Origin of the sequence: Streptomyces fumanus, from assembly GCF_014655295.1 — a bacterium.
Classification (GTDB): domain Bacteria; phylum Actinomycetota; class Actinomycetes; order Streptomycetales; family Streptomycetaceae; genus Streptomyces; species Streptomyces fumanus.
This window is the reverse complement of the sequence record NZ_BNBI01000006.1, coordinates 188,861-215,330: the sequence shown is the minus strand read 5'-3', so window position 1 is coordinate 215,330 and position 26,470 is coordinate 188,861. Positions and strand designations below refer to the sequence as shown.

The following is a 26,470-nucleotide window of genomic DNA, read 5'->3' as shown; positions in this document are numbered from 1 at the left end:
GCGGACGCACTTCCCGGGCCGCTCCCTACCATCCGGGGGCCCACGGGGGCGCGCAATGCCACAAAGGGGCGCACGCCGTCATAGGTGCCGACTACATTCGAGGAGACGAGGAGCACGGGCCGGGCAGGGGGTGGGGCCGCATGGCGACGAAGGACACACCGCTGCGCCGGGACCGCAGGACGCAGCAGCGACTGGCCCGGGGCGAGGCCGCCGCCCTCGGCGAGGTGTACGACCGGTACGCCTCGCTGGTGCACGGCCTGGCGTACCGGGTCCTCGGCGACGAGCGGGCCGCGGACACCGTCACCCGCGAGGTCTTCGTCCACGTCTGGGAGCATCCCGACCGGTACGACCCGAACCAGGGCCCGCTGCGCACCTGGATCGCCGCGCTGACCCACCGGCTGGCCGTGCGCGAGCTGCGCGACACCGGCACGGCCGCCCTCGAACGCGGCGGCCCCGGCACCGCGGCCGACCTGGAGCAGCGGGTGCGCCGCGCCTCGGTCGCCGCCCGCGCCGACTACATCGTGCAGTCCATGCCCGCCCCGCTGCGGCTCGCCCTGGAGCGGGCCTACTTCCAGCGCCGCGACTACCGCCGCACCGCCGCCGACCTCGGCATCACCGAGGAGGAGGCGCGCCGCCGCCTGCGCCTGGGCCTCCAGCTCCTGGCCACCGCCCAGGACGCGGCCGACCCCGGCGCACCGCCGGGACAGGGGGGCGCGGCATGAGCGACATGAGCGCCGCGGAGACGCCCGCGCGGGACATACCGCCCCTCGTGCTGGAGCACCGGGTGCTGAGGTCGCTGCTCGGGGCGTGGGCGCTGGCCGCCTGCTCGCCCGAGGAGGCGGCGGCGGTCGACGCGCACCTCGGGGAGTGCGCGGCCTGCGCCGAGGAGGCGCCCCGGCTGCGGGCGGCGGTCGAGCTGCTCCAGCGCCCGGACAGCCTGGACCTGAAACCGTCGCTGCGCACCCGGGTGCTGGCGGACTGCCTCCAGCGGCGCCCGCCGCGCATCCCGGTGCCGGAGTGGGCCGCCCCGTACGACGCGGAGACCGCCCGGCTGGACGCCCTGCTCCAGGACATCGGGGACGCCGAGTGGCACGCGCCGGTGAGGCTGCGGTGGTTCGCGGCCGGGGAGACGGCGAGCCGCCGGACCACCGTCGCCGGGGCCGTCGCCCACCTGCTGGTGGTCGACGGGCTGGTCGCGGTCGCCCTCGGCCTGCCCGACCCGCTCGGTGAGATCCCCGCGGCCGCGCCGGGCCCGGCGAGCCGCACCGAGGCGTACTGGCGGGCCTCGCACCTGCCGCCCACCCGCGCGGTGCGGGCGCCCTGGCGGGCGCAGAGCCACGACCTCGTCCGTACGGCGTCCTTCACGGGCGGCAGCGCGGGCGGACTGCCGGTCTCGTACGGCGACTGGGCGCTGCCGCTGCACGACGCGCTGCTGGACCGGGCGTTCGAGTGCTGGGTGCACGCGGAGGACATCGCCGAGGCGGTGAGCTACCCGTACGATCCGCCGGCGCCGGGCCATCTGCACCGCATGATCGACCTGGCGGCGCGGCTGCTGCCGGAGGTGCTGGCGGCGCGGCGCCGGTCGGCACCGGCGGGGCCGCCGCCCGGTGGGCGCCGGCACCTGGTGGCGGCCGGGGCGCCGGGGCGGAGCCTGAAGCTGGAGATCGAGGGGGCGGGCGGCGGGGAGTGGCTGATCCCGCTGGACTCCCCGGCGGCGGTGGGGTCCGCGGAGCACGAGGTGGCGCACGTGGTGCTGGACGGGGTGGAGTTCTGCCGGCTGGCCGCGGGGCGGGTGCGGCCGGAGGAGGCGGCGGCCGGGCAGACGGGGGACCGGGCCGCGATCAGGGATGTGCTGTGCGCGGCGGCGGGGCTGAGCCGGCTGTGATGTCCGGATGGTCGGGTGCGGGTGGTCCGTGGCTGGTCGCGCAGTTCCCCGCGCCCCTCGAGGTGCGCGCGGTGGACGTCTCTCCAGAGGCGCGACCAGCCCGCGCCCGGGGGCGGACCGCTAGGCGAACACCACCGTCCGCCGCCCGTTGAGCAGAATCCTCCGCTCCGCGTGCCACTTCACCGCCCGCGCCAGCGCCTGGCACTCCACGTCCCGGCCGATCGCCACGAGCTGGTCCGGCGTCACGTCGTGGCCGACGCGCTCGACCTCCTGCTCGATGATCGGCCCCTCGTCCAGGTCGGCCGTCACATAGTGCGCCGTCGCACCGATCAGCTTCACGCCCCGCGCGTGCGCCTGGTGGTACGGCTTCGCGCCCTTGAAGCTCGGCAGGAACGAGTGGTGGATGTTGATGATCCGGCCGCTGAGCCGCTTGCACAGGTCGTCGGAGAGGACCTGCATGTACCGGGCGAGCACCACCAGTTCGACCTCCGCCTCGCGGACGATCTCCAGCAGTTCCGCCTCGGCCTCCGCCTTCGTGTCCTTCGTCACCGGAATGTGGTGGAAGGGGATGTCGTAGGACCCCACCAGCTCGGCGAAGTCGGTGTGATTGGACACCACCGCGGCGATCTCCACCGGCAGCGCCCCGATCCGGGCCCGGAACAGCAGGTCGTTCAGGCAGTGCCCGAACTTGCTGACCATCAGCACGACCCGCATCTTCTCGTCGGCCCGGTGGATCTGCCAGTCCATGTGGAAGGAGTCACCGATCGCGGCGAAGCTGGCCCGCAGCTTGTCCACGGTCACCGGCGCCTCGGCCGAGAAGTGGACCCGCATGAAGAACAGTCCGGTGTCCTGGTCGCCGAACTGCTGGCTGTCCACGATGTTGCAGCCGGTCATGAACAGGTAGCTGGACACGGCGTGCACGATGCCCTGCTTGTCCGGGCAGGACAGGGTCAGGACGTACTGGTCGGCCGGGGCGGCGGCGGGGCTGGACTGCTCGTTCATGCAGCACAGGGTCCCATATCCGGGCCCCCGCGCGGCGGCCCGTCCCGTTACGCGGACCGCGTGAGGATGCTCAGCACCTCCAGGCTGCGCGGCGCGGTGTCCGGGTCCTCGCCGTCGCTGGTGGCCAGCCGGACGTGCGCGTCCCGGGCCGCCCGTACCGCCTCCGGCCAGGCCGCGTGCTCCATGTACGCGGTGACCGGCGCGTCCGGGCCCACCTGGTGCATGATCCGCAGGACGCGCAGCACGGCGGTGTCGACGAGCGCCGCCTCCTGGGAGTCCCGGAAGATGGTGCCGACGTACTTCTCGGCCGACCAGTGGTCCAGCCAGGTGTCCTCGACCAGCCGGTACACCGCGTCGGTGACGTCGCCGTAGCCGTCCACGCCGGCCAGCCAGACGTCCCGCTGGAACGCGGGATCGGAGAGCATGTGCAGCGCCGATCGCACGTTGGTGCGCCAGCGCCACCACGGCATGTCGTTCAGTGGCATGCCGCCCATGGTGGAGGAGCGGCGGCCGCGACGGGAAGAGTTCTCCGAACCTTGCACGGTCACCGATCGTACGTTCCGCCGCGGGCCCGCCCCACCGGCCCCCGTATTTCACCGCCGCGTCACCCGGTGTTGTCCGGGGGTCACTCTCAGGTTGGTCCTGTGACGGAATCGTGCGGACCCATGACCGGCAGGCGACGCACCAGCAGCACCCTCCTCCCCGGCTTCGCGCGGACCGCCGGAAAACGCGCCCTGACCGCGGCGGCGCTGACCGCGTGCGCCTCGCTCGCCGCGGGCTGCGGGGTCGTCCCCGGGGTCACGGGGGGCTCCGGGGACGACACGATCACCGTGATGACCTGGGCACCCGAGGACACCAGCGCCACCAACAAGCCCGGCATGCCCGCCTTCGCGCTGGCCTACGCCCGCTGGATCAATGAGCGCGGCGGCCTCGGCGGACACCGGCTCAAGGTCCTGACCTGCAACGACCACAACGACGGGATCGCCGCCGCGCGCTGCGCCCGCCGTGCCGTGAAGGAGAACGCGGTCGCGGTGGTCGGCTCCTACAGCCAGCACGCCGACTCCTTCTTCCCCGTGCTGGAGGGCGCCGGCATCCCGTACATCGGCGGGTACGGCATCACCACCAAGGAGTTCACCAGCCCGCTGTCCTACCCGGTCAACGGCGGGCAGCCCGCGCTGCTGGCCGGGCTGGGCAGCGCCCTGGCCGAGCACTGCGGGCCGGTCACCCTGGTCCGGCCCGACACCATCGCGGGCGACCAGTTGCCCACGCTGCTGGACGCCGGGCTGAAGGAGGGCGGCCACGCCCCGTCCGGGGACCAGCGGGCCCCGGAGGACGCCACCGAGTACGGCGGGCACGCCGACCGGGCGCTGGACGCGGCGACCGCGGACCCGGCGCGGGCGGGCTGTGTGGTGCCCGTCCTCGGCGACCGCACCGGCACCTTCATGGACTCCTTCCGGCGCGCCCGCGAGGGCCACCCGGCGGTGCGGACCGCGACCGTCCTCGGCAGCGTCGACCAGACCACGGTCAACGCCACCGGCGGGGCGTCCAGCCCGTACGAGGGCTCCTACGTCACCAGTTGGTACCCGGTGGCGACCGACCGGCTGTGGGAGCCGATGAAGAAGGTCGTGCAGGAGAAGGCGTTCGGCGACAACCGCATCGACACCGCCGACGCCGGGGTGCAGACCACCTGGATCGCGTACACCGTCCTCAAGGAGATCGTCGAGTCGCTCGACGACGGGGAGGTGAGCGCCGACGCCGTCACCCGGGCCCTGGACGACGGTCTGAAGGTCTCCACCGGCGGGCTCACCCCGCCCCTGCGCTGGTCCTTCCAGGACAAGCTGGCCTCGGTCGGCCTGCCCCGCCTGGTCAACACCGACGTGACCCTCCAGGTGATCCGGGACGGCAAGCTGGTGTCGGCCAGGAAGGGGTTCCTGGACACCGCCGGGACGCTGCGGGGCGTCCCGGTGTCCTAGGGTCTGCCGGGCCGGCTCAGAGCTGGACGGGCTGGCGCTCGGTCAGGCCGTACTTCTTCGCGATCGGGTTCCACAGCGACGCCGCCTTGGCCTTCTCGCTGCTGGCGGTGCCGCTCGCCCGGGTGGCGGCCTGCACCTCGCCGGTGGTGCGGGCCTGCCCCTTGTGGCAGCCCTTCTTGCCGGCCACCTGGTCGGCCCAGGCCGCGTAGTGGTTGTCGGCCGACGCCGACGCCTGCCACGCCTTGGTCAGGGCCGTGGTCAGCTCGGCGTGGTTCGGAAGCTGGTCCACGGACAACTGCGAGAGCCGGGTGACCAGTTGGGTGCGCTGCCCGGCGGCGTCGCGCAGGTCCTCGGCCGCCTGCGCGAGGTTGTCGCAGGACTTCACGTCGGCCACCGCGTTGATCACCGCGGCACGGCTGCTGCCGCTGTCGGCCAGCAGCTTGTCCAGTTCGACGGCCTGCTGCCGGGCCGGGTCCGCGGTCGGCGACGCGGAGGCCGACGCGTCGGTCGCGGGGGCGGTGGCGGACACCGTCCGGTTGCCGCCGTCCTCCTCCTCGCCCCCGCCGGCCATCAGCGCGCCCGCGCCGACGCCGACCACGACGATGCCGATGCCGACCGCGGCCAGCAGCGGGATACGGGAGCCGGTCCGGCCGCCGCCCCGGCCGCCGCCGTCGTGCCCGGCGCGCCGCCGGCCACCACCGCCGCCGCCCGGTCCCTGCGGCGCGTAGCCGGGCCGGGGGGCGGGCGGTTCCGCCACCACGGGCATCTGCTGGGTGGAGCCCCCCTCGGCGGCCGGGGCGCCGCGGAAGAGGTTGTCGAACTCGGCCGGCGGCTGCCGGTCGGCCTCCCCGGCGGCCGGCGGGACCGGCGGGATGTACTGCGTGGCCTGGGCGTCGGGACCGGTGGCGGGCGGCGGCATCGGCCCGGGCCGCGCCGGACCGGCGGACCGGGCCCGGCCCAGGTACCGCGTGTCCTCGGAGCCCTGCTCGGGCGGCAGCGCCCCGGGGGCCACGGGCGGTATGTACTGCGTCGCCCCTTCGTCGGGGGCGGGGACGGGCGGGATGTACTGGGTGGCGCCCTCGTCGGCCGGGGCGGCGGGCACCGGCGGCAGGTACTGCGTGGCGCCCTCGTACGCGGCCGGGGGCTGCTGGTAGGGGGCCGAGCCCTCCGCGACGGGCGGCAGGAACTGGGTCGCGCCCTCGTCGGCCGGGGGCTGGGGGTACGCGGGCTGCCCGTACGTCTGCGGCGGGGTGCCGTACCCCTGCGGGCCGCCGTGCGTCCCGGCGCCCTCGGGGGGCAGCGGGCCGGGGCCGCGCGCGGGCCAGGCGTCCGGCGCGGGGGCGTCCCAGCCGGAGGCGCCCCGCTGGTCCTCGGGGCCCCACGGCCGGTCCCACGCCTGGCCGCCGGCCGGGGTGGCGGGCGGCACCGGCCGGTGCGGCGGCGGGACGGGCTCACCCACCGAGCCCGGCAGCAGCGGCTCGCCACCGTCCGAGGGCAGCACGATGCCTTCGCGCGCGGGGCGCCGCGAGGGCTCCTCGCCCTGTCCACTCTGCGTCACCGGGACTCCTACGAATGGGGGACCTTCGTCAATCGTCGGCTCACGCTACCGGGTTCCCCGAGCCCGCTGCCACGCCGCACGGGACGCGACCTTCCTCCCTGTGACCGCGGTAACAAGACCGGGCGGCCCAGCGCCCGTTCAGGCGGCGGCCCGCAGTTCGAGCCGCGCCCCGAACTCCCGCACTACCGGCTCCTCCCGGAACGGCTCCAGACGCTGCTGGAAGTCCTCCAGGTACTCGGCGCCCCGGTTGGAGCGCAGGGTGTCCAGGAGTTCCACGGCCTTCAGCCCGGTACTGCACGCCTCCTCGATCTCGCGCCGCTGCACCTGCGCGGTGGCCAGCAGCACATAGCCGATGGCCCGCCGCCGCGTCCGGCTCTCGGGGTGCCCGGCCAGGGACTCCTCCGCGTACCGCGCCGCCGCGTCCGCCTGCCCCAGGTCGCGGTGGCAGTGCGCCAGTTCGTCGGCGAGGTACGCCTCGTCGAAGTGCCCGATCCACACCGGGTCGTCCCCGGAAGAGGCGTCGGCCGACTCCATCGCGGCCACGGCCCGCCCGGCCGCCGCCTGGGCCGTCCGCGCGTCCCCGAGCAGCGCGTGGCCGCGCGCCTCGGCGGCATGGAACATCGCCTCCGCGCGCGGGGTGACGCGCCCGCGTGCGCCCTCCTGCGCCGCCCGCGCCAACTGCGCGATCTCCCGGGGGTTGCCCAACTGGGCGGCCAGGTGGCTCATGGACGCGGCCAGCACGTACCCGCCGTACCCGCGGTCCCCGGCCGCCTGGGCGAGCCGCAGCGCCTGGATGTAGTACCGCTGCGCCAGCCCCGGCTGGCCGGTGTCCACGGCCATGTACCCGGCCAGCTCGGTCAACCGGGCGACGGCGGCGAACAGTTCGCGGCCCACCGCCTCCCGGTAGGAGCCGGCCAGCAGCCCGGAGACGACGCTGTTGAGGTAGTGCACGACGACCGGGCGCACATGCCCGCTGCCGTACTGGTGGTCGAGGTCGACCAGGGCCTGCGTCATCGCCTTGACGGCCGCCACGTCGGACGGGCCCACCCGGGGTCCGGCCGAGCGGGAGACCTGCGCGTCCGGCGCGGAGATCAGCCAGTCCCGGCTGGGCTCGACCAGCGCGGAGGCGGCCACGGTCGAACCGGACAGGAAGTCCCGCCGGCCCACGTCGCTGCGCCACAGCTCGCAGACCTGCTCGATGGCGCCGAGCACCGTCGGGGAGAACTGCAGGCCGACGCCCGAGGCGAGGTTCTTGCCGTTGGCCATGCCGATCTCGTCGATCGTGACCGTACGGCCGAGTTTGCGGCCCAGCGCCTCGGCGATGATCGCCGGGGCCCGGCCCCGCGGCTGCTGTCCGCGCAGCCAGCGGGCCACGGACGTCTTGTCGTACCGCAGGTCGAGACCGTGCTCGGCGCCGCACATGTTGACCCGGCGGGCGAGGCCCGCGTTGGAGCAGCCCGCTTCCTGGATGAGCGCCTGCAACCGTTCGTTCGGCTGCCGCGCGACGAGGGGCCTTGCGGCCATGGCGTACCCCCTGCTTCCTGGCTCGGGTGCCTGCCCGTGCACCGAGTGGACATGTCTTCCGCGGCCGGGAACCCCCCGGCGGTCCGACCGGGCGGCCCGCCGGTCGTTTCCGGCTGTGAAGATCGATGCCCCGACGAGGTGCCGACAATGCGAGACTTGCGAGGATTGCCGGGTACGGCGGTTGCCGTGCCCCACCCGTGGTTACCCAGCCCCGGCCGTGGATCCTCCCGCGCGCCCCCTGACTTGCAACCATGCGCCCCGCCTGGGGATTCGGTGCTCCTCCCGCGCGTCCGAGGGGGCCGTAACCCGGGCCGGGCACGGGAGTTGAGCCCCACGTGGAAGAGACCATCCCGGCAACCGAAGCCGCACACATTCCCCGGCAGCGCGGCGCATCGCTGCTGGAGGCCGCCGTCCGCTGCGCCGAGGAACGCCACTGGGACGTGTTACCCGGCACCTGGCTGGAAGCCGTCGGCGGGGCGCAGCGCTGTTCCTGCGGCGACCCGGCGTGCGCCGCCCCCGGCGCGCACCCGGCGCACGCCGACTGGCCGGCCCGGGCGACCGGCAGCGCGACCGTCGCCCGGAGGCTGTGGCAGCAGCGGCCCGGGGCGTCGGTGCTGCTGCCGACGGGGCGTGCGTTCGACGCGATCGAGGTGCCGGAGACGGCCGGGTTCCTGGCGCTGGCCCGGCTGGAGCGCAGGGGGGCGACGCCGGGGCCGGTGACGCTGGCGCCGGACCGGCGGATGCGGTTCTTCGTCCTGACGGGGGCGGGCGCGAAGGTGCCCGAGCTGCTGCGCGGGCTGGGGTGGCCGCCGCCGGCGCTGGACCTGACCGTCCTCGGGGAGGGGGCGTACGTGGTGGCGCCGCCGACCCGGTTCGGGTCGTGGGGGGCGGTGCAGTGGGTCCGCCGGCCCACGGCGGCGAACCGGTGGCTGCCGGACGCGGCGGAGCTGATCCCGGCGCTCGCCTACGCGTGCGGGCGGGACCGGTAGCGCCGCGCACCGGCGCGCGCCCGCGATGGTCGCCGCGTCCCTGCGGGCGCCGGGTACGGGGCGGGGCCGGCCGGTGCGGCCCGCTCAGGTGTCGCGGAGGCTGTCCAGGAACGGCTCGACGGCCGCCCGCCACGCCTCCGGCTGGTCGTAGTGGACGAGGTGGCCGGCGTCGGCGACCTCCGCATACTGGCCGCGGGGCAGCACCCGGACCATCTCCTGGGCCTCCGCGCGGCCCAGTTGCCCGTCCAGACCGCGGACGACCAGCGTGGGGCACTGGACCTGGGCCAGTTCCTCCCAGTGGGCGTCGTACACCCAGGTCTCGCGGGAGCTGAGCATCTGCTCGGGGTCGAAGACGGGCCGCCAGCCGTCCGGGGACTCGGCCATCACCTCGGCGTAGAACTCGCCGCGGGCCGGGTTGGGGCGCTCCACCCAGGGGTCGTCCTCGCCGAACCACTTGCGCACGTCGGCGAGGGTGGCGAACGGCACCGGCCAGGCCCGGAACCACTCCGTCCACTCGCGCTGCGAGGCGGCGCCCAGCGCGGAGGCCCGCATGTCGCAGATGACCAGGCCGCGCACCAGGTCGGGGCGTTTGGCGGCGAGCTGCCAGGCGGTCAGCGCGCCCATCGCGTGGCCGATCAGCACGGCCGGGGCGAGGCCGAGCTGGTCCAGGGCGGCCTCGGCGTCCTCGACGTAGGACTCGCGGGTGAAGGACGCCTTCGGGGGCTTCTCGCTGCGGCCGTGGCCGCGCTGGTCCAAGGCGATCGCCCGGTGCCGCTCGGAGAGCCAGCGGGCGGTGGCCGCCCAGTGGGAGGCGCGGCCCATCAGGCCGTGCAGTAAGAGCACCCCCGGGGCGGAGGCGTCCCCGGCGGCCGTCCCGGAGGCCGGATCGGTCTTGGGAGGGTCGCCGAACTCCCAGGCCGCGAGGCGTACGCCGCCCGCGCCGGTCACGTCGATGCGCCGCGTCATAGGTTGTGGCACCCCCCAAGCTCCGCTCGGACCGCCCGTTCCCGCTGGTGCCGGCCGGTCCCCGTGTGAACACCTGCTCTGCCTGCCGTGCCTGCCGTGTGTGCTGTCCGGTGTGGAGTCAGTGTCCGCGGCCGTCCGACCGCCGCAGACTATCGAAAGCACATTCGAATTCGTCGGTCTGTCGGACAACAACCCTCATTCGAGTGACAGCCGGCGGGGATTGACCGGCGCCGCCGAGGGGAGATCTCCAGCGGGGGGCGGACCGCTCGGGGAAAGCCGGTCCGAGGGAATGACCCTGAGAGCTCGGGGCTCCGGGTCAGCACAGGGGAGGACAGGCCCCGGCGCCGCATGGTGCCGGGGCACTCTCCGTCTTGGCGGCACATCCTCCCCCCCTCTCCCGCGGGGCGGCCTCGCCGTGGGGCGACCGGCGCCGCGCGTCATATGCCTCGTGCGCCAGCCTGGCACGGGAAACCGGCGGGCGCTGCGATTCGACCGACAGATTTTCGGATTCGGCGGATCATCGGGCGGTCGGTGGCCGGAGTCCGACGATCGGCGTCCGGTGGCCGGTGGGGCGGGGTCCGGTGGCCGGTGAACCGGTGCGGCGGCGCCTCTGCCGCTCGCGTATCGCGTGTCGCGTTCCGTGGCCCGGGGACGCGGCCGGGGTGCGCCGCCGGGCCGGGGTCAGCGCTTGGCGACGAAGACGTGCGAGGCGACGTCCGACTCCAGCTCGGCCGCCTCGCCGCCGCTGCCCACCAGCACCCCGCCCGGGGACTCGGTCACGCTCACCACCGAGCCGGGCTGCACACCCGCCCGGCGCAGCGTGTACATGAGCTGGGCGTCGGTCTGGATGGGCTCGCCGATCCGGCGCACCACGACGGTCTTGCCCTCCAGGCCCGGGTCGAGGTCGGCGAGGGAGACCATGCCCTCGTCCAGGAACGGATCGGCGCCGTCCTTCTCGCCCAGCTCCTCCAGGCCCGGGATCGGGTTGCCGTACGGCGACTCGGTGGGGTGGCGCAGCAGCTCCAGGACGCGGCGCTCCACGGCCTCGCTCATCACGTGCTCCCAGCGGCACGCCTCGGCGTGCACCTGCTCCCACTCCAGGCCGATCACGTCGACCAGGAGACACTCGGCGAGCCGGTGCTTGCGCATCACGCGCGTGGCCAGCTTCCGGCCGTCCTCGGTCAGCTCCAGATGCCGGTCGCTGGCGACGGACACCAGGCCGTCACGCTCCATCCGCGCCACCGTCTGGCTGACCGTCGGGCCGCTCTGGTCGAGCCGCTCGGCGATCCGGGCGCGCATCGGGACCACACCTTCCTCCTCCAGCTCCAGGATGGTGCGGAGGTACATCTCCGTGGTGTCGATCAGTCCGGACATCCGTGCCCCTTGTGAGTCTGCCGGAGCCTCTCCGGCGCGTGCGCTGGCCCTGTCACCAATTCTGACGCATAGCGCTGACAACCGTGCCGTGCCGGGAGAACCACGCCCCCGGGCGGGCCCCGCGGCCCCTCGCGGGAGGCCCGTACGCCGTGTTGACACCGCGCTGGTCCAGACCGCACCGTGAGGCGCGACACCGCCACATCCGAAGGGGCACCGCATGAGCGACCGCAAGCCGGCCGGCCAGTTCCTCGACGCGGCGATCGACCTGCTGCACCGGGTCCGCGAGGAGGAGGCCGGCAGTGTCGAGGCGGCCGGGACGCTGCTCGCCGACACCGTGGAGGAGGGCGGCCGGCTGTTCGCCTTCGGGGCCGGTCACTCCTCGCTGGCCGCCCAGGACGTGGTCTACCGGGCGGGCGGGCTGGCCCTGATGAACCTGCTGGTGGTGCCCGGTGTGGTCGGCGTCGACGTCATGCCGGCCACGCTGGGCTCGGCCCTGGAGCGGGTCGACGGGCTCGCGGGCGCCGTGCTGGACTCCTCACCGCTGCGCGCGGGCGACGCCCTGGTGATCGTCTCCCTGTCCGGGCGCAACGCGCTGCCGGTGGAGATGGCGCTCAACGCCCGCGCCCTCGGCGTGAAGGTCATCGGCGTGACCTCGGTGGCGTACGCGGAGGAGACCCGGTCGCGGCACACCTCGGGGACGTTCCTGAAGGACCACTGCGATGTCGTCCTGGACTCCAAGATCGCGGTCGGGGACGCGGAACTCACCCTGGACACCGTGCCCGCGCCGTTCGCCCCCGCGTCCACGGTGGTCACCACCGCCCTGCTCCAGGCGGTGATGGCCACCACCGCCGCCGCCCTCGCCGACCGCGGCATCGAGCCGCCGCTGCTGCGCTCCGGCAACGTGGACGGCGGCCACGAGTGGAACGGCCGGGTCCTGGAGCGGTACCGGGACCGGATCTTCTACCGGCACTAGGGCCTGTCGTGCCGGGCCCCGCGTCCGCGGCATGATCCGGACGACGGCTAGGACCCCTCGGCCGCTGCCCCGGCCGCCAGCGTCCCCGCCAGGTCCAGGGCGGTCGCGATCCGGACCGCCACGTCCTCCGCGTACATCGCGTCGGCCCGTTCGAAGGAGCTGCGGCCGGACCCGCGCAGGAAGGTCACGACGCCGAGCGTGCGGCCCCGGCTGCGCAGCACCGCGCACAGCGCGTGCACGGTGTCCTCGGGCCACAGCCGCGCCGCCGCCCAGGCCCGGGCCCGCTCGGGCGCCATCGCCCCGGCGCTGGCCCGCACCGACCCGGCGCGCTCGGCGCACTGCACCGCGGGGTGCCCCTCGCCGTACCGGACCGGCAGCCCGGCCGTGCCCGGCGGCAGGCTGGGCCCCGGCGCCCCGGACGGCGTGGCCGCGACCCGGACCAGCCGGACCGGCTCCGTGCCCTCGCCGTCGGCGAGCGGGCCGCCCGCCACCCGGTCGATCAGCGCGTGGTCGGCGAACCCGGCCAGCGCGAAATCCAGGTGGACGGTGGCCGCCTCCGCCGGGTCCTCGCACTCGGCGGCGGCCCGGGCCGCGCGGTGCAACTGGTTGCTGCGGAAGCGCAGCAGCGACGCCTCCTGCTCGGTCTGCTTGGCCTCGGTGACGTCCTGGAACAGCCAGCCGACACCGAGCGGCACCGGCTCCTCCGCCAGCGGGGAGGCCAGCCGCAGGAATCCGCTGCTCCAGCAGCGGCGCCGCTCGCCGTCCTCGGTGCGCACGGTCACCCAGATCTCGGCGGGCGCGGGCGGGGCGCCCTCCGCGAGGACGTGGGTGAGGGCGCTCTCCAGCTCCTCCACGCCCTGCGAGAGCAGTTCCCCGAGCGGCCGGCCCAGTACGGACGTACGGCCGGTGCCCAGCGCCCGCGCGGCGTGCGTGTTGACGACGGCCGGGCGCAGGTCGGCGTCGACCAGGACCACGCCCCAGCCCGCGTCCTCGAACAGGGCCTCGCTCAGCGCGATCGACCGCTCCAGGTCGATCTGCGCGTGCACCTCGCTGAACGCGCAGTACAGGCCCGCCGGTTCGCCGTCGGGGCCGCGGACGGCCGCGGACTGGGTGCGCACCAGCACCCGGCCGCCGTCCTTGGTCAGCAGCGCGAACTCGTGCACCTGCCGGCCGGCCGCCCGCATCGCGGCCATCAGCCGGCCCTCGATCTCCTCGGCGTCGGCCTCGCGCACGGCCCACCCGGCGAAGCCCTGCCGGCCCACGGCCTCGGCCGCCGTCCAGCCGAGGATGCGCTCCGCCTCGCGGTTCCAGTGCGTGACCACGCCGTCCGCGTCGAAGGCGCACAGCGCCGCGTCCATCCCGTCGAGCAGCGCGGCCAGCAGGTCCGCGTCCTCCCGCTCGGGGTGGCCCGGCTCGTCCGGTCCCAGTTCGTCGGTGGCCCCACTACGCCGGGAAGCACTCATCTGAACCCCCCTGCACACCGCGTCCGCCGTTACGGCAACGTCCGTTCCCACACCTGCCTTCATTCAACTCGAACGTGACCCAGCACACATGGGGTTCCCGGAAGTTCGCGGAAATCGTTGTACGCCGGAAATCCGGTTGATCGGGCGCGCGGAGCTTCCTAAGGTTGCGGGTACTTCGGGAAGGAGGTGGTTCGGCAGATGTATGGATACCGGACGGAAGAGGTGGCTGCGGGCTAGCGGCCCGTCACCACATCGAGTGCGGTGCCGGACCAGCGTGTGCGCGATGCACGCAGCCGGCCAATCCCACGCAGTCACCCGACCCGCGAGTCGCCGGTACGTCCGGCCGGCTTCTCCCCTCCGGGGGAGGGACCTGACTCGCGGGTCGTCTGCGTGTACGGGACCGGTCAGCCGCCGATGGAGCCGTAGCCGGGGATCTCGCGCGGGTCGCGGGCGGACGGGCCGGTGTAGCGGGCCGAGGGCCGCACCAGGCGGCCGGTGCGCTTCTGCTCCAGGATGTGCGCGGACCAGCCCGCGGTACGGGCGCAGGTGAACATGGACGTGAACATGTGGGCCGGGACCTCGGCGAAGTCCAGGACGATGGCCGCCCAGAACTCCACGTTGGTGGCCAGCACCCGGTCGGGCCGGCGGGCGTGCAGCTCCGCCAGGGCCGCCTTCTCCAGGGCCTCGGCGATCTCGAAGCGGGGGGCGCCCAGTTCGCGGGCGGTGCGGCGCAGCACGCGGGCGCGGGGGTCCTCCGCGCGGTAGACGCGGTGCCCGAAGCCCATCAGCCGCTCGCCCCGGTCCAGGGCCTTCTTGACGTACGCCTCGGCGTCGCCGGTGCGCTCGATCTCCTCGATCATGCCGAGGACGCGGGAGGGGGCGCCGCCGTGCAGCGGGCCGGACATGGCGCCGACCGCCCCGGAGAGCGCGGCGGCCACGTCGGCGCCGGTGGAGGCGATGACCCGGGCGGTGAACGTGGAGGCGTTCATGCCGTGCTCGGCGGCGGAGGTCCAGTAGGCGTCGACGGCCTTGACGTGCTTGGGGTCGGGCTCACCGCGCCAGCGGATCATGAAGCGTTCGACGACCGACCCGGCCTTGTCGATCTCGCGCTGCGGGACCATGGGCAGTCCCTGGCCGCGGGCGGACTGGGCGACGTAGGACAGGGCCATCACGGCGGCGCGGGCGAGGTCGTCGCGGGCCTGCTCGGCGTCGATGTCCAGCAGCGGCTTGAGGCCCCAGACCGGCGCCAGCATGGCGAGCGCGGACTGCACATCGACCCGGATGTCCCCGGAGTGCACCGGGATCGGGAACGGCTCGGCGGGCGGCAGGCCCGGGTTGAAGGCGCCGTCGACCAGCAGCCCCCAGACGTTGCCGAAGGAGACGTGCCCGACCAGGTCCTCGATGTCGACGCCGCGGTAGCGCAGCGCGCCGCCCTCCTTGTCGGGTTCGGCGATCTCCGTCTCGAACGCGACGACTCCTTCGAGCCCGGGTACGAAGTCGGACATCAGGCGGCTCCTCGTGGTCGTGGTCATGGGCGTCGCCCCTCGCGGCCCTTCGGGGCTGCCCCGTAGGCGGCACGATATCCCCGAGTGCCACCGCCGGGGAGGGGTCGCGGCACTGGGTGCCATCACGTGACGCGGGACACCGTACGCGCGTGCCCGATACGGCAAGATGACCGCGTGACCGACGCAGACGCCGTCCCCTTCGATCTCGCCTCGATGCGCAAGCAGTACCGGGCGGAGGGGCTTTCCGAGTCCGACCTGGCCGCCACCCCCGTGGAGCAGTTCGCCCGCTGGTTCAAGCAGGCGGCGACGGACGGCGGCCTCTTCGAGCCGAACGCCATGGTCGTCTCGACCGCCGACGCCGAGGGCCGGCCCAGCTCCCGTACGGTGCTGCTGAAGCACTTCGACGAGCGGGGCTTCGTCTTCTACACCAACTACGGCTCCCGCAAGGCCCGCGACCTCGCCGCCAACGCGCACGTGTCGCTGCTGTTCCCCTGGCACCCGATGGCCCGCCAGGTGATCGTCACGGGCACGGCGGCCCGCACCGGGCGGGACGAGACGGCGGCGTACTTCCGTACCCGGCCGCACGGCTCGCAGCTCGGGGCGTGGGCCAGCACCCAGTCGTCGGTGGTGGGCTCCCGCGCCGACCTCGACGCCGCCTACGCCGGGCTGGCGGCCCGCTATCCGGAGGGCGAGCAGGTGCCGGTGCCGCCGCACTGGGGCGGGTTCCGGGTGACCCCGCGCACGGTGGAGTTCTGGCAGGGCCGGGAGAACCGGCTGCACGACCGGCTGCGGTACGTCGCCGAGGCCGACGGCGCCTGGCGGGTGGAGCGGCTCAGCCCCTGACCGGCTCGGTCCCTGACCGGCTCAGTCCCTGTCCCCCGGTCCGGCGTCCAGGACCGCGGCCAGCAGCTCCGCCCACTGGGCGACCACCCGCTCGCGGCGCGGGGCGTCGTCGGTGAGGAGGTTGGCCAGGCCCAGGCCGCGGGCCATGTCGAGCAGGCCCTGCACGCTCTCGCGGACGCCGGGCCGGGACTCGTCGGCGCCGAGCAGCTCCACGGCGATGCGGTGGGTCTCCCGGCCGACGCGGGCCTCCAGCTCGGTGACCCGGCCGCGGAGCTGCTCCTCGTTGGAGGCGGCCACCCACAGGTGCAGGGCGGCGCGGAAGAGGGGCCCGGTGTAGAGGTCGACGAGGGCGGCGACCACCGCGCGGCGGTCGGCGGCGCCCTCGGGGAAGAGGGCGCGCAGGGCGCGGGAGCGCTCCTCGGCGACGTACTCGACGGCGGCGGTGAACAGGTCCTCGCGGGTCGGGAAGTGGTGCTGGGCGGCGCCCCGGGAGACCCCGGCGCGCATCGCGACGACGGCGACCGTGGAGCCCGCCCAGCCGTGCTCGGCCAGGCAGGCCACGGCGGCGGCCAGCAGCTTCTGCCGGGTGGCGCGGCTGCGGTCCTGCTTGGGGACGCGCTCGGCGCGCTCGGGTTCGGCGCGCTCGTGTTCGGCGCGGTCGGTCGTGCTCACACCGCCCATTCCGGGTCCCGTCGTTCGAGGAAGGCCGTCATCCCCTCGCGGGCCTGCGGGGAGGCGAACAGCTCGGCCGTGAGCGCGGTCAGGGCGGCCGCGTCCCGGTCGAAGGCCGACAGCACCTTAGCCGTGAGCAGCCGCTTGGTCTCCGCCAGGGCCCGGGGCGCGGCCCGGCGCAGCCCCGCCAGGACGGGCGCGAGGACGGCGTCCACGTCCTCGCCCGCCGCGGTGAGCAGCCCGATACGGGCGGCCTCGGCGGCGTCGAAGCGCTCCCCGGTGAGGCAGTACCGGGCCAGGGCGCGCGGGTCGGCGCGGGGCAGCAGCGGCAGGGAGATCACGGCGGGGGCCACGCCGATGCGGACCTCGGTGAAGGCGTAGCTGGAGGTGGTGGCCCCGGCGGCGATGTCGCAGGCGGCGAGGAGGCCGAGGCCGCCCGCGCGGACATGGCCGGTGACCCGGGCGACGACCGGTTTGGGCAGGGCGACGAGCTGCCGCAGCAGGGCGACCAGCGCGTCCGGGTCCGGCGGGTCGCGCAGGTCGGCGCCGGCACTGAAGACGGTGCCGGTGTGGGTGAGGACGACCGCGCGGACGCCGTCGTCCGCCCCGGCTGCCGCGAGGGCACCGGCCAGTTCGGCCACCAGGGCGGCGGAGAGGGCGTTGCGGTTGCCCGGGGAGTCCAGGGTGAGGGTGGCGACGGCACGCGCGCGCGTGCGGGCGACGAGCGGGCTCACGCGCCCTCCCGGAGCCGGCGGCGCAGGATCTTGCCGGACGCGGCCCTGGGCACCTCGCCGACGAACGCCACCCGCCGGACGCGTTTGTACGGGGCGACGCGCTCGGCGACGTACATCATGACCTCGCCCTCGGAGAGGTCCGGGGCGGTGGGCCGGCGGACGACGTACGCCTTGGGGACCTCGGTGCCGTCCTCGTCGTAGACGCCGATCACGGCGGCGTCGGCGATGCCGGGGTGGGTGAGCAGCAGGGCCTCCAGTTCGGCGGGGGCCACCTGGAAGCCCTTGTACTTGATGAGTTCCTTCACCCGGTCGACGATGAACAGCCAGCCGTCCGCGTCGACATGGCCGACGTCCCCGGTGTGCAGCCAGCCGTCGGCGTCGATCATCGCGGCGGTGGCGTCGGGGCGGTTCAGATAGCCCTTCATCACCTGCGGGCCCCGGATCAGGATCTCGCCGGACTCGCCGGTGCCCAGGTCCCGGCCGGGGTCGTCCAGGGCGACGATCCGCATCTCGGTGCCGGCGATCAGCTTGCCGACGGTACCGGGCGGCGCGGTGGCCATCGCGTCCCGGGGGACGACGTGGGTGCCCGGCGAGAGTTCGGTCATGCCGTACGCCTGGCCGACCGGCGGCAGCCCCAGCTTCCGGGAGCAGGCGGCGGCGAGCCGCGCGTCCAGCGGCGCGGCGGCGCTGACGATCCGCCGCACCGAGGACAGGTCGTACTCGGCGACCAGCGGGTGCTTGGCCAGGGCGAGGACGATCGGCGGGGCGACGTACAGGTCGGTGATGCGGTGCCGCTGGATCGCGGCGAGGAACCGCTCCAGGTCGAACCGGGGCAGCACCACCACGGTGGCGCCCTGCCGCAGCGGGGCGTTCATGAGCGCGGTGAGCCCATAGATGTGGAAAAACGGTAAAACCGCCAGGACTCGGTCACCGGGGTGGGCCGGCATGGCCGGGTGGAGCTGGGCCAGGTTGGTGGCGATCTGCCGGTGGGTGAGCATCACGCCCTTGGGCGTCCCGGTGGTCCCGGAGGAGTACGGCAGGGCGGCCACGTCCGTGGCGGGGTCGATGGCGACGGACGGCTCGGGCGCGGTGGAGGCCAGCATGTCGATCAGGGAGCGGTGGCCGGGCGCGCTGTCGCAGACGAAGATCTCCCGTACGCCGCCCGCGCGGTCGGCGGCCCGCCGCGCGGTCTCCAGCAGCGGCGACACGGTCACGATCCAGCGGGCCGCCGAGTCCGCGAGCTGCCCCGCCAACTCCTGTGCCGTGGCCGCCGGATGCGCCGTGGTCACCGAGGCGCCCGCGCGGGTGGCGGCGTAGAAGGCCAGCGGGAAGGCGACCGTGTTGGGGCTGTGCAGGGCGAGGACATCGCCCTTGCGCACCCCGGCCGCCGCGAGGGCGGCGGCGACGCGCCGGTGGAACCGGTCCACCTGCTCGTACGTGAGGGTGGTGCCGTCGGTGCCGTCGATCAGCGCGGGCGCGTCCCCGAACTCGGCGGCGCGGCCGAGGACGGCCTCGTGGATGGGGAGGTCGACGGGTGGGACGTCCGCGTACTCGCTGTGGAACATGGTTCCTCCGGTACGGCCGCGGCAGGAAGGGCGGCCGGGCTAGTACGACTTGGGCAGGCCCAGGGTCTGGTGGGAGACGTAGTTGAGGATCATCTCCCGGCTCACCGGGGCGATCCGGGACACCCGCGCGGCGGTGATCAGCGAGGCCAGCCCGAACTCGCGGGTCAGGCCGTTGCCGCCGAGGGTGTGCACGGCCTGGTCGACGGCCTTCACACACGCCTCCCCGGCCGCGTACTTGGCCATGTTGGCGGCCTCCCCCGCGCCCGCGTCGTCCCCCGCGTCGTACAGGTGGGCCGCCTTGCGCATCATCAGGCGGGCCAGTTCCAGGTCGATGTGCGCCTGGGCGAGCGGGTGGGCGATGGCCTGGTGGGCGCCGATGGGCGTCTGCCACACGGTGCGTTCACGGGCGTAGCCGACCGCCCTGGCCAGGGCGTAGCGGCCCATGCCGATCGCGAAGGCGGCGGTCATGATCCGCTCGGGGTTGAGGCCGGCGAAGAGCTGGAGCAGACCCGCGTCCTCGTCACCCACCAGCGCGTCGGCCGGGAGCCGGACGTCGTCCAGGGTCAGCTCGAACTGCTTCTCCGCGGCCCGCAGTTCCATGTCGATGCGGCGGCGCTGGAAGCCGGGGGTGTCCCGGGGGACGATGAACAGGCAGGGCTTGAGCCGGCCGGTGCGGGCGTCCTCGGTGCGGCCGACGATCAGGGTGGCGTCGGCCAGGTCGACGCCGCTGATGAACACCTTGCGGCCGGTGAGGATCCAGCCGCCGGTGTCCGGGTCGCGGCGGGCGGTGGTGGTGATGCGGTGGCTGTTGGAACCGGCGTCGGGCTCGGTGATCCCGAACGCCATCAGCCGGGTGCCGTCGGCGAGGCCGGGGAGCCAGCGCTGCTTCTGGGCGTCGGTGCCGAAGCGGGCGATCACCGTGCCGCAGATCGCCGGGGAGACGATGAGCATCAGCAGGGGGCAGCCGGCCGCGCCCAGCTCTTCGAGGACGATGGAGAGTTCGGTGATGCCGCCGCCGCCTCCTCCGTAGGCTTCGGGGAGGTTGACGCCGAGGTAGCCGAGTTTGCCGGCCTCGGACCACAGGGCGGTGGTGTCGGGGTGGCGGCCGTGGCGGGTGCCTAGGGCGGCGACGGCGTCGCGGAGGGTTTGGTGTTCTTCGGGGTCGAGGGCGAGGGGCATGGGGTGGCTCCTTCGGGTGCGGGTTGTGTGTGGTTGCTCGCGCAGTTCCCCGCGCCCCTTTAGGTGGGTTGCACTACCGCCAATAGGGCAGAGACCGTGACCTGTTGGCCCGGCTCCACGTGCAGGGACGTCAGGACTCCCGTCGTCGGGGCCGTGATGCGGTGTTCCATCTTCATGGCCTCCAGCCAGATCAGGGGCTGGCCCGCCTCCACCGGGGTCCCCTCGGTCAGGTTCTCCGCCACGCGGACGACCGTGCCGGGCATGGGGGCGAGGAGGGAGCCGGGGGGCGACTGGGTCGTCGGGTCGGGGAAGCGGGGGAGGGCGGTGAGTCGGGTGGTGCCGACGTGGATCTCGTCGCCGTAGCGGGCGACCTCGTAGCGGCGCCGTACGCCGTCCGTTTCGAGGACGACCAGGTGCGGGTCGGTGCGCAGGACGCGGACGCCGTCCGCCTCCGGGCCCGAGCGGCCCTGCCGGTAGCGGACCTCGTGTTCCTCGCCCGCCATGACGTACCGCTTGACCTGCGGCTGCGACGGTACGTTGCGCCAGGCGCCGAAGCGGGAGCGGCCGGCGGCGTCGGCCAGGGCGGCGGCCAGCGGGGCGAGGGGGTCGGGCGCGGGGGCGGTGAGGGCGGCGAGGTGGCGGTCGTAGAAGGCGGTGTCCATGCGGGCGGACGTGAACTCGGGGTGGCGCAGGGAGCGGACGAGCAGGTCGCGGTTGGTGACCGGGCCGTGGATCGCGGCCCGCTCCAGCGCCCCGGCGAGGGCGCGCAGGGCCTCCGCGCGGGTGGGCGCGTGGGCGACCGCCTTGGCGATCAGCGGGTCGTAGTGGACGCCGATGTCGTCGCCGTCCGTGTACCCGGTGTCCAGGCGGATGCCGTCGGGCACGGCGAGGCGGTGCAGGCGGCCGGTGCGCGGGGCCCAGTCGTGCGCCGGGTCCTCGGCGTAGAGGCGGGCCTCGACGGCGTGGCCACGCGCGCGTGGCGGTCGTCCGTCCAGGGCGTGGCCCTCGGCGACCCGGATCTGGAGGGCGACCAGGTCGATGCCGAACACGGCCTCGGTGACCGGGTGTTCGACCTGAAGGCGGGTGTTCATCTCCAGGAAGTGCGCCCGGCCGCCGGCGACCAGGAACTCGACGGTCCCGGCGCCCACGTAGTCGACGGCGCGGGCGGCGCGGACCGCCTGGGCGCGCAGGTCCTCCTCCAGTTCGGGGCCGAGGCCGGGGGCGGGGGCCTCCTCGATCACCTTCTGGTGGCGGCGCTGGAGGGAGCAGTCGCGGGTGCCGAGCGTCCACACCGTGCCGTGCGCGTCCGCGAGGACCTGCACCTCCACGTGCCGCCCGTGCTCGGCGTACGGCTCGACGAACACCTCGCCGTCCCCGAAGGCGCTCGCCGCCTCCGCGCGGGCGGCCGTCAGCGCCGCGTCGAGGCCAGCGAGGTCCCGGACGATGCGCATACCGCGTCCGCCGCCGCCCGCCGCCGCCTTCACCAGCACCGGCAGATCGGCCTCGGTGACGGTACGCAGGGGCGCGACGCCCATCAGTTCCTTGGCCCGGGTCTTGGACGCCATCGCCTCGATGGCCTCCGGCGGCGGCCCGATCCAGGTCAGCCCGGCGTCGAGGACGGCCCGCGCGAAGCCGGCGTTCTCCGACAGGAAGCCGTACCCGGGGTGCACCGCGTCGGCGCCGGCGGCGACGGCGGCCTTCACGATCAGGTCGCCGCGCAGATACGTGTCGGCGGACGCCGTCCCCGGCAGCCGTACCGCCGCGTCGGCCACGCGCGTGTGCAGGGCGTTCTCGTCGGCGTCCGAGTAGACCGCGACCGTCCGGATCCCGGACGCGCGGCAGGTGCGGAAGACCCGGCAGGCGATCTCGCCCCGGTTCGCCACCAGCACGGAAGTGATCACAGGACTCCTCACATCCGGAAGACGCCGAAGCCACCCCGCGCGCCCTGGTAGGGGGCGGTGTGGATCGCGGACAGGCACAGGCCGAGGACGGTCCGGGTGTCGCGCGGGTCGACGACCCCGTCGTCGTACAGCCGCCCGGACAGGAACATCGGCAGGGACTCGGACTCGATCTGCTGCTCCACCATGGCGCGCAGCGCGGCGTCCGCCTCGTCGTCGTACGGCTGTCCCTTGGCCGCCGCCGACTGGCGGGCGACGATGGACAGCACCCCGGCGAGCTGCTGCGGGCCCATGACGGCGGACTTGGCGCTGGGCCAGGCGAAGAGGAAGCGGGGGTCGTAGGCGCGTCCGCACATGCCGTAGTGGCCGGCGCCGTAGGAGGCGCCGAGGAGGACGGAGAGGTGCGGGACGCGGGAGTTGGCGACCGCGTTGATCATCATGGCGCCGTGTTTGATGATGCCGCCCTGCTCGTACTCCTGGCCGACCATGTAGCCGGTGGTGTTGTGCAGGAACAGCAGCGGGATGTCGCGCTGGTCGGCGAGCTGGATGAACTGGGCGGCCTTCTGCGACTCGGCGGAGAACAGCACGCCCTGGGCGTTGGCGAGGATGCCCAGCGGATAGCCGTGCAGGCGTGCCCAGCCGGTGGTCAGGCTGGTCCCGTACAGCGGCTTGAACTCGTCGAAGTCGGATCCGTCGACGATCCGGGCGATCACCTCGCGCGGGTCGAAGGGCGTCCGCAGGTCCTCGGGGACGATGCCGAGCAGGTCCTCCGGGTCGTACTTCGGCGGCTCGGCCGGGCCCGGATCGGGGTACGCCTTGCGGTGGTCGAGGCGGGCGACGACCCGGCGGGCCTGGCGCAGCGCGTCCGGTTCGTCCACCGCGAAGTGGTCGGCGAGGCCGGAGGTGCGGGCGTGCATCTCGGCGCCGCCGAGGGACTCGTCGTCGCTCTCCTCGCCGGTGGCCATCTTCACCAGCGGCGGGCCGCCGAGGAACACCTTCGCCCGCTCCTTGACCATGATGACGTGGTCGGACATGCCGGGGACGTACGCGCCCCCGGCCGTGGAGTTGCCGAAGACCACGGCGACGGTGGGGATGCCGGCCGCCGACAGCCGGGTGAGGTCGCGGAAGATCGCCCCGCCGGGGATGAAGATCTCCTTCTGGGAGGGCAGGTCGGCGCCGCCCGACTCGACCAGGCTGATACAGGGCAGGCGGTTGGCGAGGGCGATGTCGTTGGCGCGCAGGGCCTTCTTCAGCGACCAGGGATTGCTGGCGCCGCCGCGCACGGTCGGGTCGTTGGCGGTGATCAGGCACTCCACGCCCTCGACCACGCCGATCCCGGTGACCAGGGAGGCGCCGACGGTGTACTCGCTCCCCCAGGCGGCCAGCGGCGACAGTTCCAGGAACGGCGTGTCCGGGTCGAGGAGCAGTTCGACGCGCTCCCGGGCGAGCAGCTTGCCGCGCTCGCGGTGCCGCCGTACGTACTTCTCGCCGCCGCCCGCGAGGGCCTTGGCGTGTTCGGCGTCCAAGTCGGCGAGCCGGGCCAGCATCGCCGCGCGGTTCGCCCGGTGGTCGGGGGCGGCCGGGTCCAGGGCGGAGGACAGGACCGTCACAGGAGTACCTCCGGTATGTCCAGGTGGCGGGCGCGCAGCCATTCGCCGAGCGCCTTGGCCTGCGGGTCGAAACGGGCCTGCGCGGCGACGCCCTCGCCGAGGAGTGAGCCGACGACGAAGTTCAGGGCGCGCAGGCGGGGCAGTACGTGCCGGGTGACGGGCAGGTCGCGGGTCTCGGGCAGCAGCTCCCGGAACCGTTCGACGGTCAGCTCGTGCGCGAGCCACCGCCAGGCGTCCCCGGTACGGGCCCACACCCCGACGTTGGCGTCACCGCCCTTGTCCCCGCTGCGCGCCCCGGCGACCAGCCCGAGGGGCGCCCGGCGCCGGGGACCGGACGGCAGCGGCGACGGGAGCGGGGGTTCGGGTACGTCGGTGAGGGCGGCGGTGTGTGGGGGTGGCGGTACGCCGATCCGGGTGCCGTCGTGGAGGACGGCCACATGGTCGACGGCGCCATGGGGGACATACACAGCCTCGAACACCCCATAGGGGGCGCCCTGTCCGGGTGGTGCGAGCACATGGAAGCCGGGATAGCTGGCGAGGGCGAGTTCGACGGCCGCCCCGCTCAGCGCCCGTCCGACGAGCCGCTGGTCGGGGTCGCGCACCACCAGGCGGAGCAGGGCGCTGGCCGTCTCCTCGGTCGGGGCGTCCGGCCGGTCGGTGCGGACCAGTTCCCAGCGGGCGTCGGCGACCTTGCCGGCCACGGGGGCGAGTTGCTCGCGCACCAGCGCGGCCTTGGCCTCGATGTCCAGCCCGGTGAGCACGAAGACGACCTCGTTGCGGAAGCCGCCGAGCCGGTTCAGGCCGACCTTGAGGGTGGGCGGCGGGGCCTCGCCGCGCACGCCCGCGACACGGACCCGGTCGGGGCCGTCCGGGGTGAGCGTCACCGTGTCCAGCCGGGCGGTGACGTCCGGCCCCGGGTAGCGGGCGCCGCCGGTCTCGTACAGCAGTTGGGCCGTCACCGTCCCGGTGTCCACGAAGCCGCCGGTCCCCTCGTGCTTGGTGATCACGCAGGTGCCGTCGGCATGCAGTTCGGCGAGCGGGAAGCCGGGCCGCCGTACGTCGCCGTCCCGGAAGAAGGCGTAGTTCCCGCCGGTGGCCTGCGCCCCGCACTCCAGGACGTGCCCGGCGACCACCGCGCCCGCGAGCCGGTCGTACTCCGTCGGCGCCCAGCCGAAGTGCGCGGCGGCCGGCCCGGTGACCAGCGCGGCGTCGGTGACCCGCCCGGTGACCACGATGTCCGCGCCGGCCCGCAGGCACGCGGCGATCCCGAAGCCGCCGAGGTAGGCGTGGGCGGCGAGCGTCCCGGGGTGCGCGGCGCCGAGGTCGTCGCCCTCGACGTGCGCGACCCGGACCGGGACGCCGAGCCGCTCGGCCAGGGCGCGCACGGCGTCGGCGAGCCCGGCGGGGTTGAGCCCCCCGGCGTTGGTGACGATCCTGACGCCCCGGTCGTGGGCGAGGCCGAGGCACTCCTCCAGTTGCCGCAGGAAGGTGCGGGCGTACCCGGCGCCGGGGTCCTTCAGCCGGTCGCGGCCGAGGATGAGCATGGTCAGCTCGGCGAGGTAGTCACCGGTGAGCACGTCCAGCGGACCGCCGGTGAGCATCTCACGCAGCGCGTCGAAGCGGTCGCCGTAGAAGCCGGAGGCGTTGCCGATGCGCAGGGGGGTCACCGGGCGTCGCCGCCGGGGGCGCGTCCCGCGCGGTCGCTTCCGGACGCGGTGCCAGCGGCCGGGTCGGTGCCGGGGCCCGCGCCGCCGGTCACGTCAGCGTCGGTGCCAGGGCCCGCGCCGCCGGTCACGTCACCGCCGCTGCCGGGACCCGCGCCGCCGGGCGGGCGGCCCGGTCCCGGTGGTCCCGCGAACGCCTGGGCGATGTCCAGCCAGCGGTCCGCGTCGGCGCCCTCGGCGCGCAGCGCCAGGTCGGCGCGGTGGGCGCGCTGGGTGGTGAGCAGGCAGAAGTCGAGCGCGGGCCCGGTCACCCGCTGGGCCGCGTCCTCGGGGCCGTACGCCCAGGTCGCCCCGCTCGGCGAGACGAGTTCGACGCGGAACTCCTCGGCGGGCGGGGTGATCCCCCGGTTCAGGAAGGCGTAGTCCCGGGTGCGTACCCCGAGCCGGGCCACATGCCGGAGCCGGTCGGTGGCCGACCGGGACACACCGAGCGCGCCGGCCACGTCCAGGCCGTGCGCCCAGGTCTCCATCAGGCGGGCGGTGGCCATGGAGGCGGCGCCCATGGGCGGCCCGTACCAGGGGAAGCGGGCGCCGGGCGGGGCCTGGCGCAGGGCCGAGTCCAGCGCGGCACGGCCCCGCCGCCAGTCGGCCAGCAGATCGGCGGGCGGCAGCGCGGCGCCCGCCTCGGCGCCCTCGTCGACGAAGGTGCCGGGCGCGGCGAGGGCCTTCTCCACCAGGGCGCGGAAGCCGTCCTCGTCGGTCACGGCCAGCAGGGCCGAGCGGTCGGTCCAGGCCAGGTGCGCGATCTGGTGGGCGACGGTCCACCCGGGGGCGGGGGTGGCGAGCGCCCACTGCTCGGGGCTCAGCCGGGCGACCAGCGCGTCGAGTTCCTCGCTCTCCTCACGCAGATCGTCGATCACGGGCGTCGGATCGGACACGGGGCGCTCCCCTCGGGCACGGCGGCGTGCGGGGTGGTGCGGTGCGAGGAGCATGGCAGCGACCGGAGAAACAATCAAGCGTGCTTGCATGAATTGGCCCGGTGAAAAAACCGGCCCGCCCCGGGACCCCGGGCGCGGACCGGCGACCTCCGCCT

At 74.8% G+C, this 26,470-nt stretch carries 22 protein-coding genes; 6 read left to right on the top strand and 16 right to left on the bottom strand.

From position 1 onward, the window contains the following. The first annotated feature begins 140 nt into the window (after positions 1-140). Together IE316_RS15180 and IE316_RS15175 are read left to right on the top strand one after the other, a co-directional pair. Entirely contained in the window at positions 141-722 is a 582-nt protein-coding gene (locus IE316_RS15180) for a sigma-70 family RNA polymerase sigma factor (protein WP_190204843.1), read from the top strand. Further along, complete coding sequence (locus IE316_RS15175; protein ID WP_190204842.1) at positions 719-1,885, top strand: zf-HC2 domain-containing protein; 1,167 nt, start codon at positions 719-721, stop codon at positions 1,883-1,885. The genes IE316_RS15180 and IE316_RS15175 overlap by 4 nt, the downstream gene beginning before the upstream one ends. A 120-nt stretch (positions 1,886-2,005) precedes the next feature. On the opposite strand, the gene purU is transcribed toward IE316_RS15175, so the two are convergent. Both purU and IE316_RS15165 read right to left on the bottom strand, forming a co-directional pair. After that, positions 2,006-2,887 (bottom strand): formyltetrahydrofolate deformylase, encoded by an 882-nt coding sequence (gene purU, locus IE316_RS15170; protein WP_190204841.1) that lies wholly within the window; start codon positions 2,885-2,887, stop codon positions 2,006-2,008. Positions 2,888-2,934: 47 nt separating this feature from the next. Next, on the bottom strand, positions 2,935-3,381 hold the full coding sequence (locus tag IE316_RS15165; protein ID WP_229910414.1) for an SCO4402 family protein: 447 nt from the start codon (positions 3,379-3,381) through the stop codon (positions 2,935-2,937). 171 nt (positions 3,382-3,552) lie between these two features. Here IE316_RS15165 and IE316_RS15160 point away from each other — a divergent pair, with 171 nt between their 5' ends. Continuing rightward, complete coding sequence (locus tag IE316_RS15160; RefSeq protein ID WP_190204839.1) at positions 3,553-4,860, top strand: ABC transporter substrate-binding protein; 1,308 nt, start codon at positions 3,553-3,555, stop codon at positions 4,858-4,860. Between the two features lie 16 nt (positions 4,861-4,876). Here IE316_RS15160 and IE316_RS15155 read toward each other — a convergent pair whose 3' ends face one another. Further along, entirely contained in the window at positions 4,877-6,418 is a 1,542-nt protein-coding gene (locus tag IE316_RS15155; RefSeq protein ID WP_190204838.1) for a hypothetical protein, read from the bottom strand. A 138-nt stretch (positions 6,419-6,556) separates the two neighbouring features. Then, positions 6,557-7,942 carry an NsdA family TPR-like regulatory protein gene (locus tag IE316_RS15150; protein ID WP_190204837.1) on the bottom strand — a complete coding sequence of 462 codons (1,386 nt, stop codon included), beginning with the start codon at positions 7,940-7,942 and terminating at the stop codon, positions 6,557-6,559. A gap of 335 nt (positions 7,943-8,277) precedes the next feature. On the opposite strand from IE316_RS15150, the gene IE316_RS15145 reads away from it, so the two are divergent. Continuing rightward, entirely contained in the window at positions 8,278-8,931 is a 654-nt protein-coding gene (locus IE316_RS15145; protein WP_190204836.1) for a bifunctional DNA primase/polymerase, read from the top strand. Positions 8,932-9,015: 84 nt separating this feature from the next. Here IE316_RS15145 and IE316_RS15140 read toward each other — a convergent pair whose 3' ends face one another. After that, entirely contained in the window at positions 9,016-9,897 is an 882-nt protein-coding gene (locus IE316_RS15140) for an alpha/beta fold hydrolase (RefSeq protein ID WP_190204835.1), read from the bottom strand. A 681-nt stretch (positions 9,898-10,578) separates the two neighbouring features. Further along, complete coding sequence (locus IE316_RS15135; RefSeq protein ID WP_190204834.1) at positions 10,579-11,271, bottom strand: iron-dependent transcriptional repressor DtxR; 693 nt, start codon at positions 11,269-11,271, stop codon at positions 10,579-10,581. A gap of 217 nt (positions 11,272-11,488) precedes the next feature. On the opposite strand from IE316_RS15135, the gene IE316_RS15130 reads away from it, so the two are divergent. Further along, positions 11,489-12,244, top strand: a complete 756-nt coding sequence (locus tag IE316_RS15130; protein ID WP_190204833.1) for an SIS domain-containing protein — start codon at positions 11,489-11,491, stop codon at positions 12,242-12,244. Positions 12,245-12,291: 47 nt separating this feature from the next. Here IE316_RS15130 and IE316_RS15125 read toward each other — a convergent pair whose 3' ends face one another. After that, positions 12,292-13,707 carry a PAS domain-containing protein gene (locus IE316_RS15125; RefSeq protein ID WP_190204832.1) on the bottom strand — a complete coding sequence of 472 codons (1,416 nt, stop codon included), beginning with the start codon at positions 13,705-13,707 and terminating at the stop codon, positions 12,292-12,294. A gap of 404 nt (positions 13,708-14,111) precedes the next feature. Next, entirely contained in the window at positions 14,112-15,212 is a 1,101-nt protein-coding gene (locus IE316_RS15120) for a citrate synthase 2 (RefSeq protein WP_190205085.1), read from the bottom strand. 174 nt (positions 15,213-15,386) lie between these two features. Between IE316_RS15120 and pdxH the strand changes: the two genes are divergently transcribed. After that, positions 15,387-16,055, top strand: a complete 669-nt coding sequence (pdxH, locus tag IE316_RS15115) for a pyridoxamine 5'-phosphate oxidase (protein WP_229910402.1) — start codon at positions 15,387-15,389, stop codon at positions 16,053-16,055. Positions 16,056-16,076: 21 nt separating this feature from the next. Here pdxH and IE316_RS15110 read toward each other — a convergent pair whose 3' ends face one another. Genes IE316_RS15110 through IE316_RS15075 form a run of 8 tightly spaced genes read right to left on the bottom strand, consistent with a single transcriptional unit; the run spans position 16,077 to position 26,315 of the window. Further along, entirely contained in the window at positions 16,077-16,736 is a 660-nt protein-coding gene (locus IE316_RS15110) for a TetR/AcrR family transcriptional regulator (RefSeq protein ID WP_190204831.1), read from the bottom strand. Continuing rightward, positions 16,724-17,461: an enoyl-CoA hydratase family protein gene (locus IE316_RS15105; protein WP_190204830.1), complete on the bottom strand. Its 738-nt coding sequence runs from the start codon at positions 17,459-17,461 to the stop codon at positions 16,724-16,726. Before IE316_RS15105 ends, IE316_RS15110 begins: the two co-directional genes overlap by 13 nt. Beyond that, entirely contained in the window at positions 17,458-19,026 is a 1,569-nt protein-coding gene (locus tag IE316_RS15100; RefSeq protein ID WP_190204829.1) for a 4-coumarate--CoA ligase family protein, read from the bottom strand. Before IE316_RS15100 ends, IE316_RS15105 begins: the two co-directional genes overlap by 4 nt. A 39-nt stretch (positions 19,027-19,065) precedes the next feature. Continuing rightward, a complete protein-coding gene (locus IE316_RS15095) occupies positions 19,066-20,205 on the bottom strand; it encodes an acyl-CoA dehydrogenase family protein (protein ID WP_190204828.1) in 1,140 nt (379 codons plus the stop codon). A 59-nt stretch (positions 20,206-20,264) separates the two neighbouring features. After that, entirely contained in the window at positions 20,265-22,106 is a 1,842-nt protein-coding gene (locus IE316_RS15090; RefSeq protein ID WP_190204827.1) for an acetyl/propionyl/methylcrotonyl-CoA carboxylase subunit alpha, read from the bottom strand. 8 nt (positions 22,107-22,114) lie between these two features. Then, complete coding sequence (locus IE316_RS15085; protein WP_190204826.1) at positions 22,115-23,713, bottom strand: acyl-CoA carboxylase subunit beta; 1,599 nt, start codon at positions 23,711-23,713, stop codon at positions 22,115-22,117. Then, complete coding sequence (locus tag IE316_RS15080) at positions 23,710-25,380, bottom strand: acyclic terpene utilization AtuA family protein (RefSeq protein ID WP_190204825.1); 1,671 nt, start codon at positions 25,378-25,380, stop codon at positions 23,710-23,712. The genes IE316_RS15085 and IE316_RS15080 overlap by 4 nt, the downstream gene beginning before the upstream one ends. Further along, positions 25,377-26,315: a TIGR03084 family metal-binding protein gene (locus IE316_RS15075; protein WP_229910401.1), complete on the bottom strand. Its 939-nt coding sequence runs from the start codon at positions 26,313-26,315 to the stop codon at positions 25,377-25,379. The genes IE316_RS15080 and IE316_RS15075 overlap by 4 nt, the downstream gene beginning before the upstream one ends. Positions 26,316-26,470: the final 155 nt, after the last annotated feature.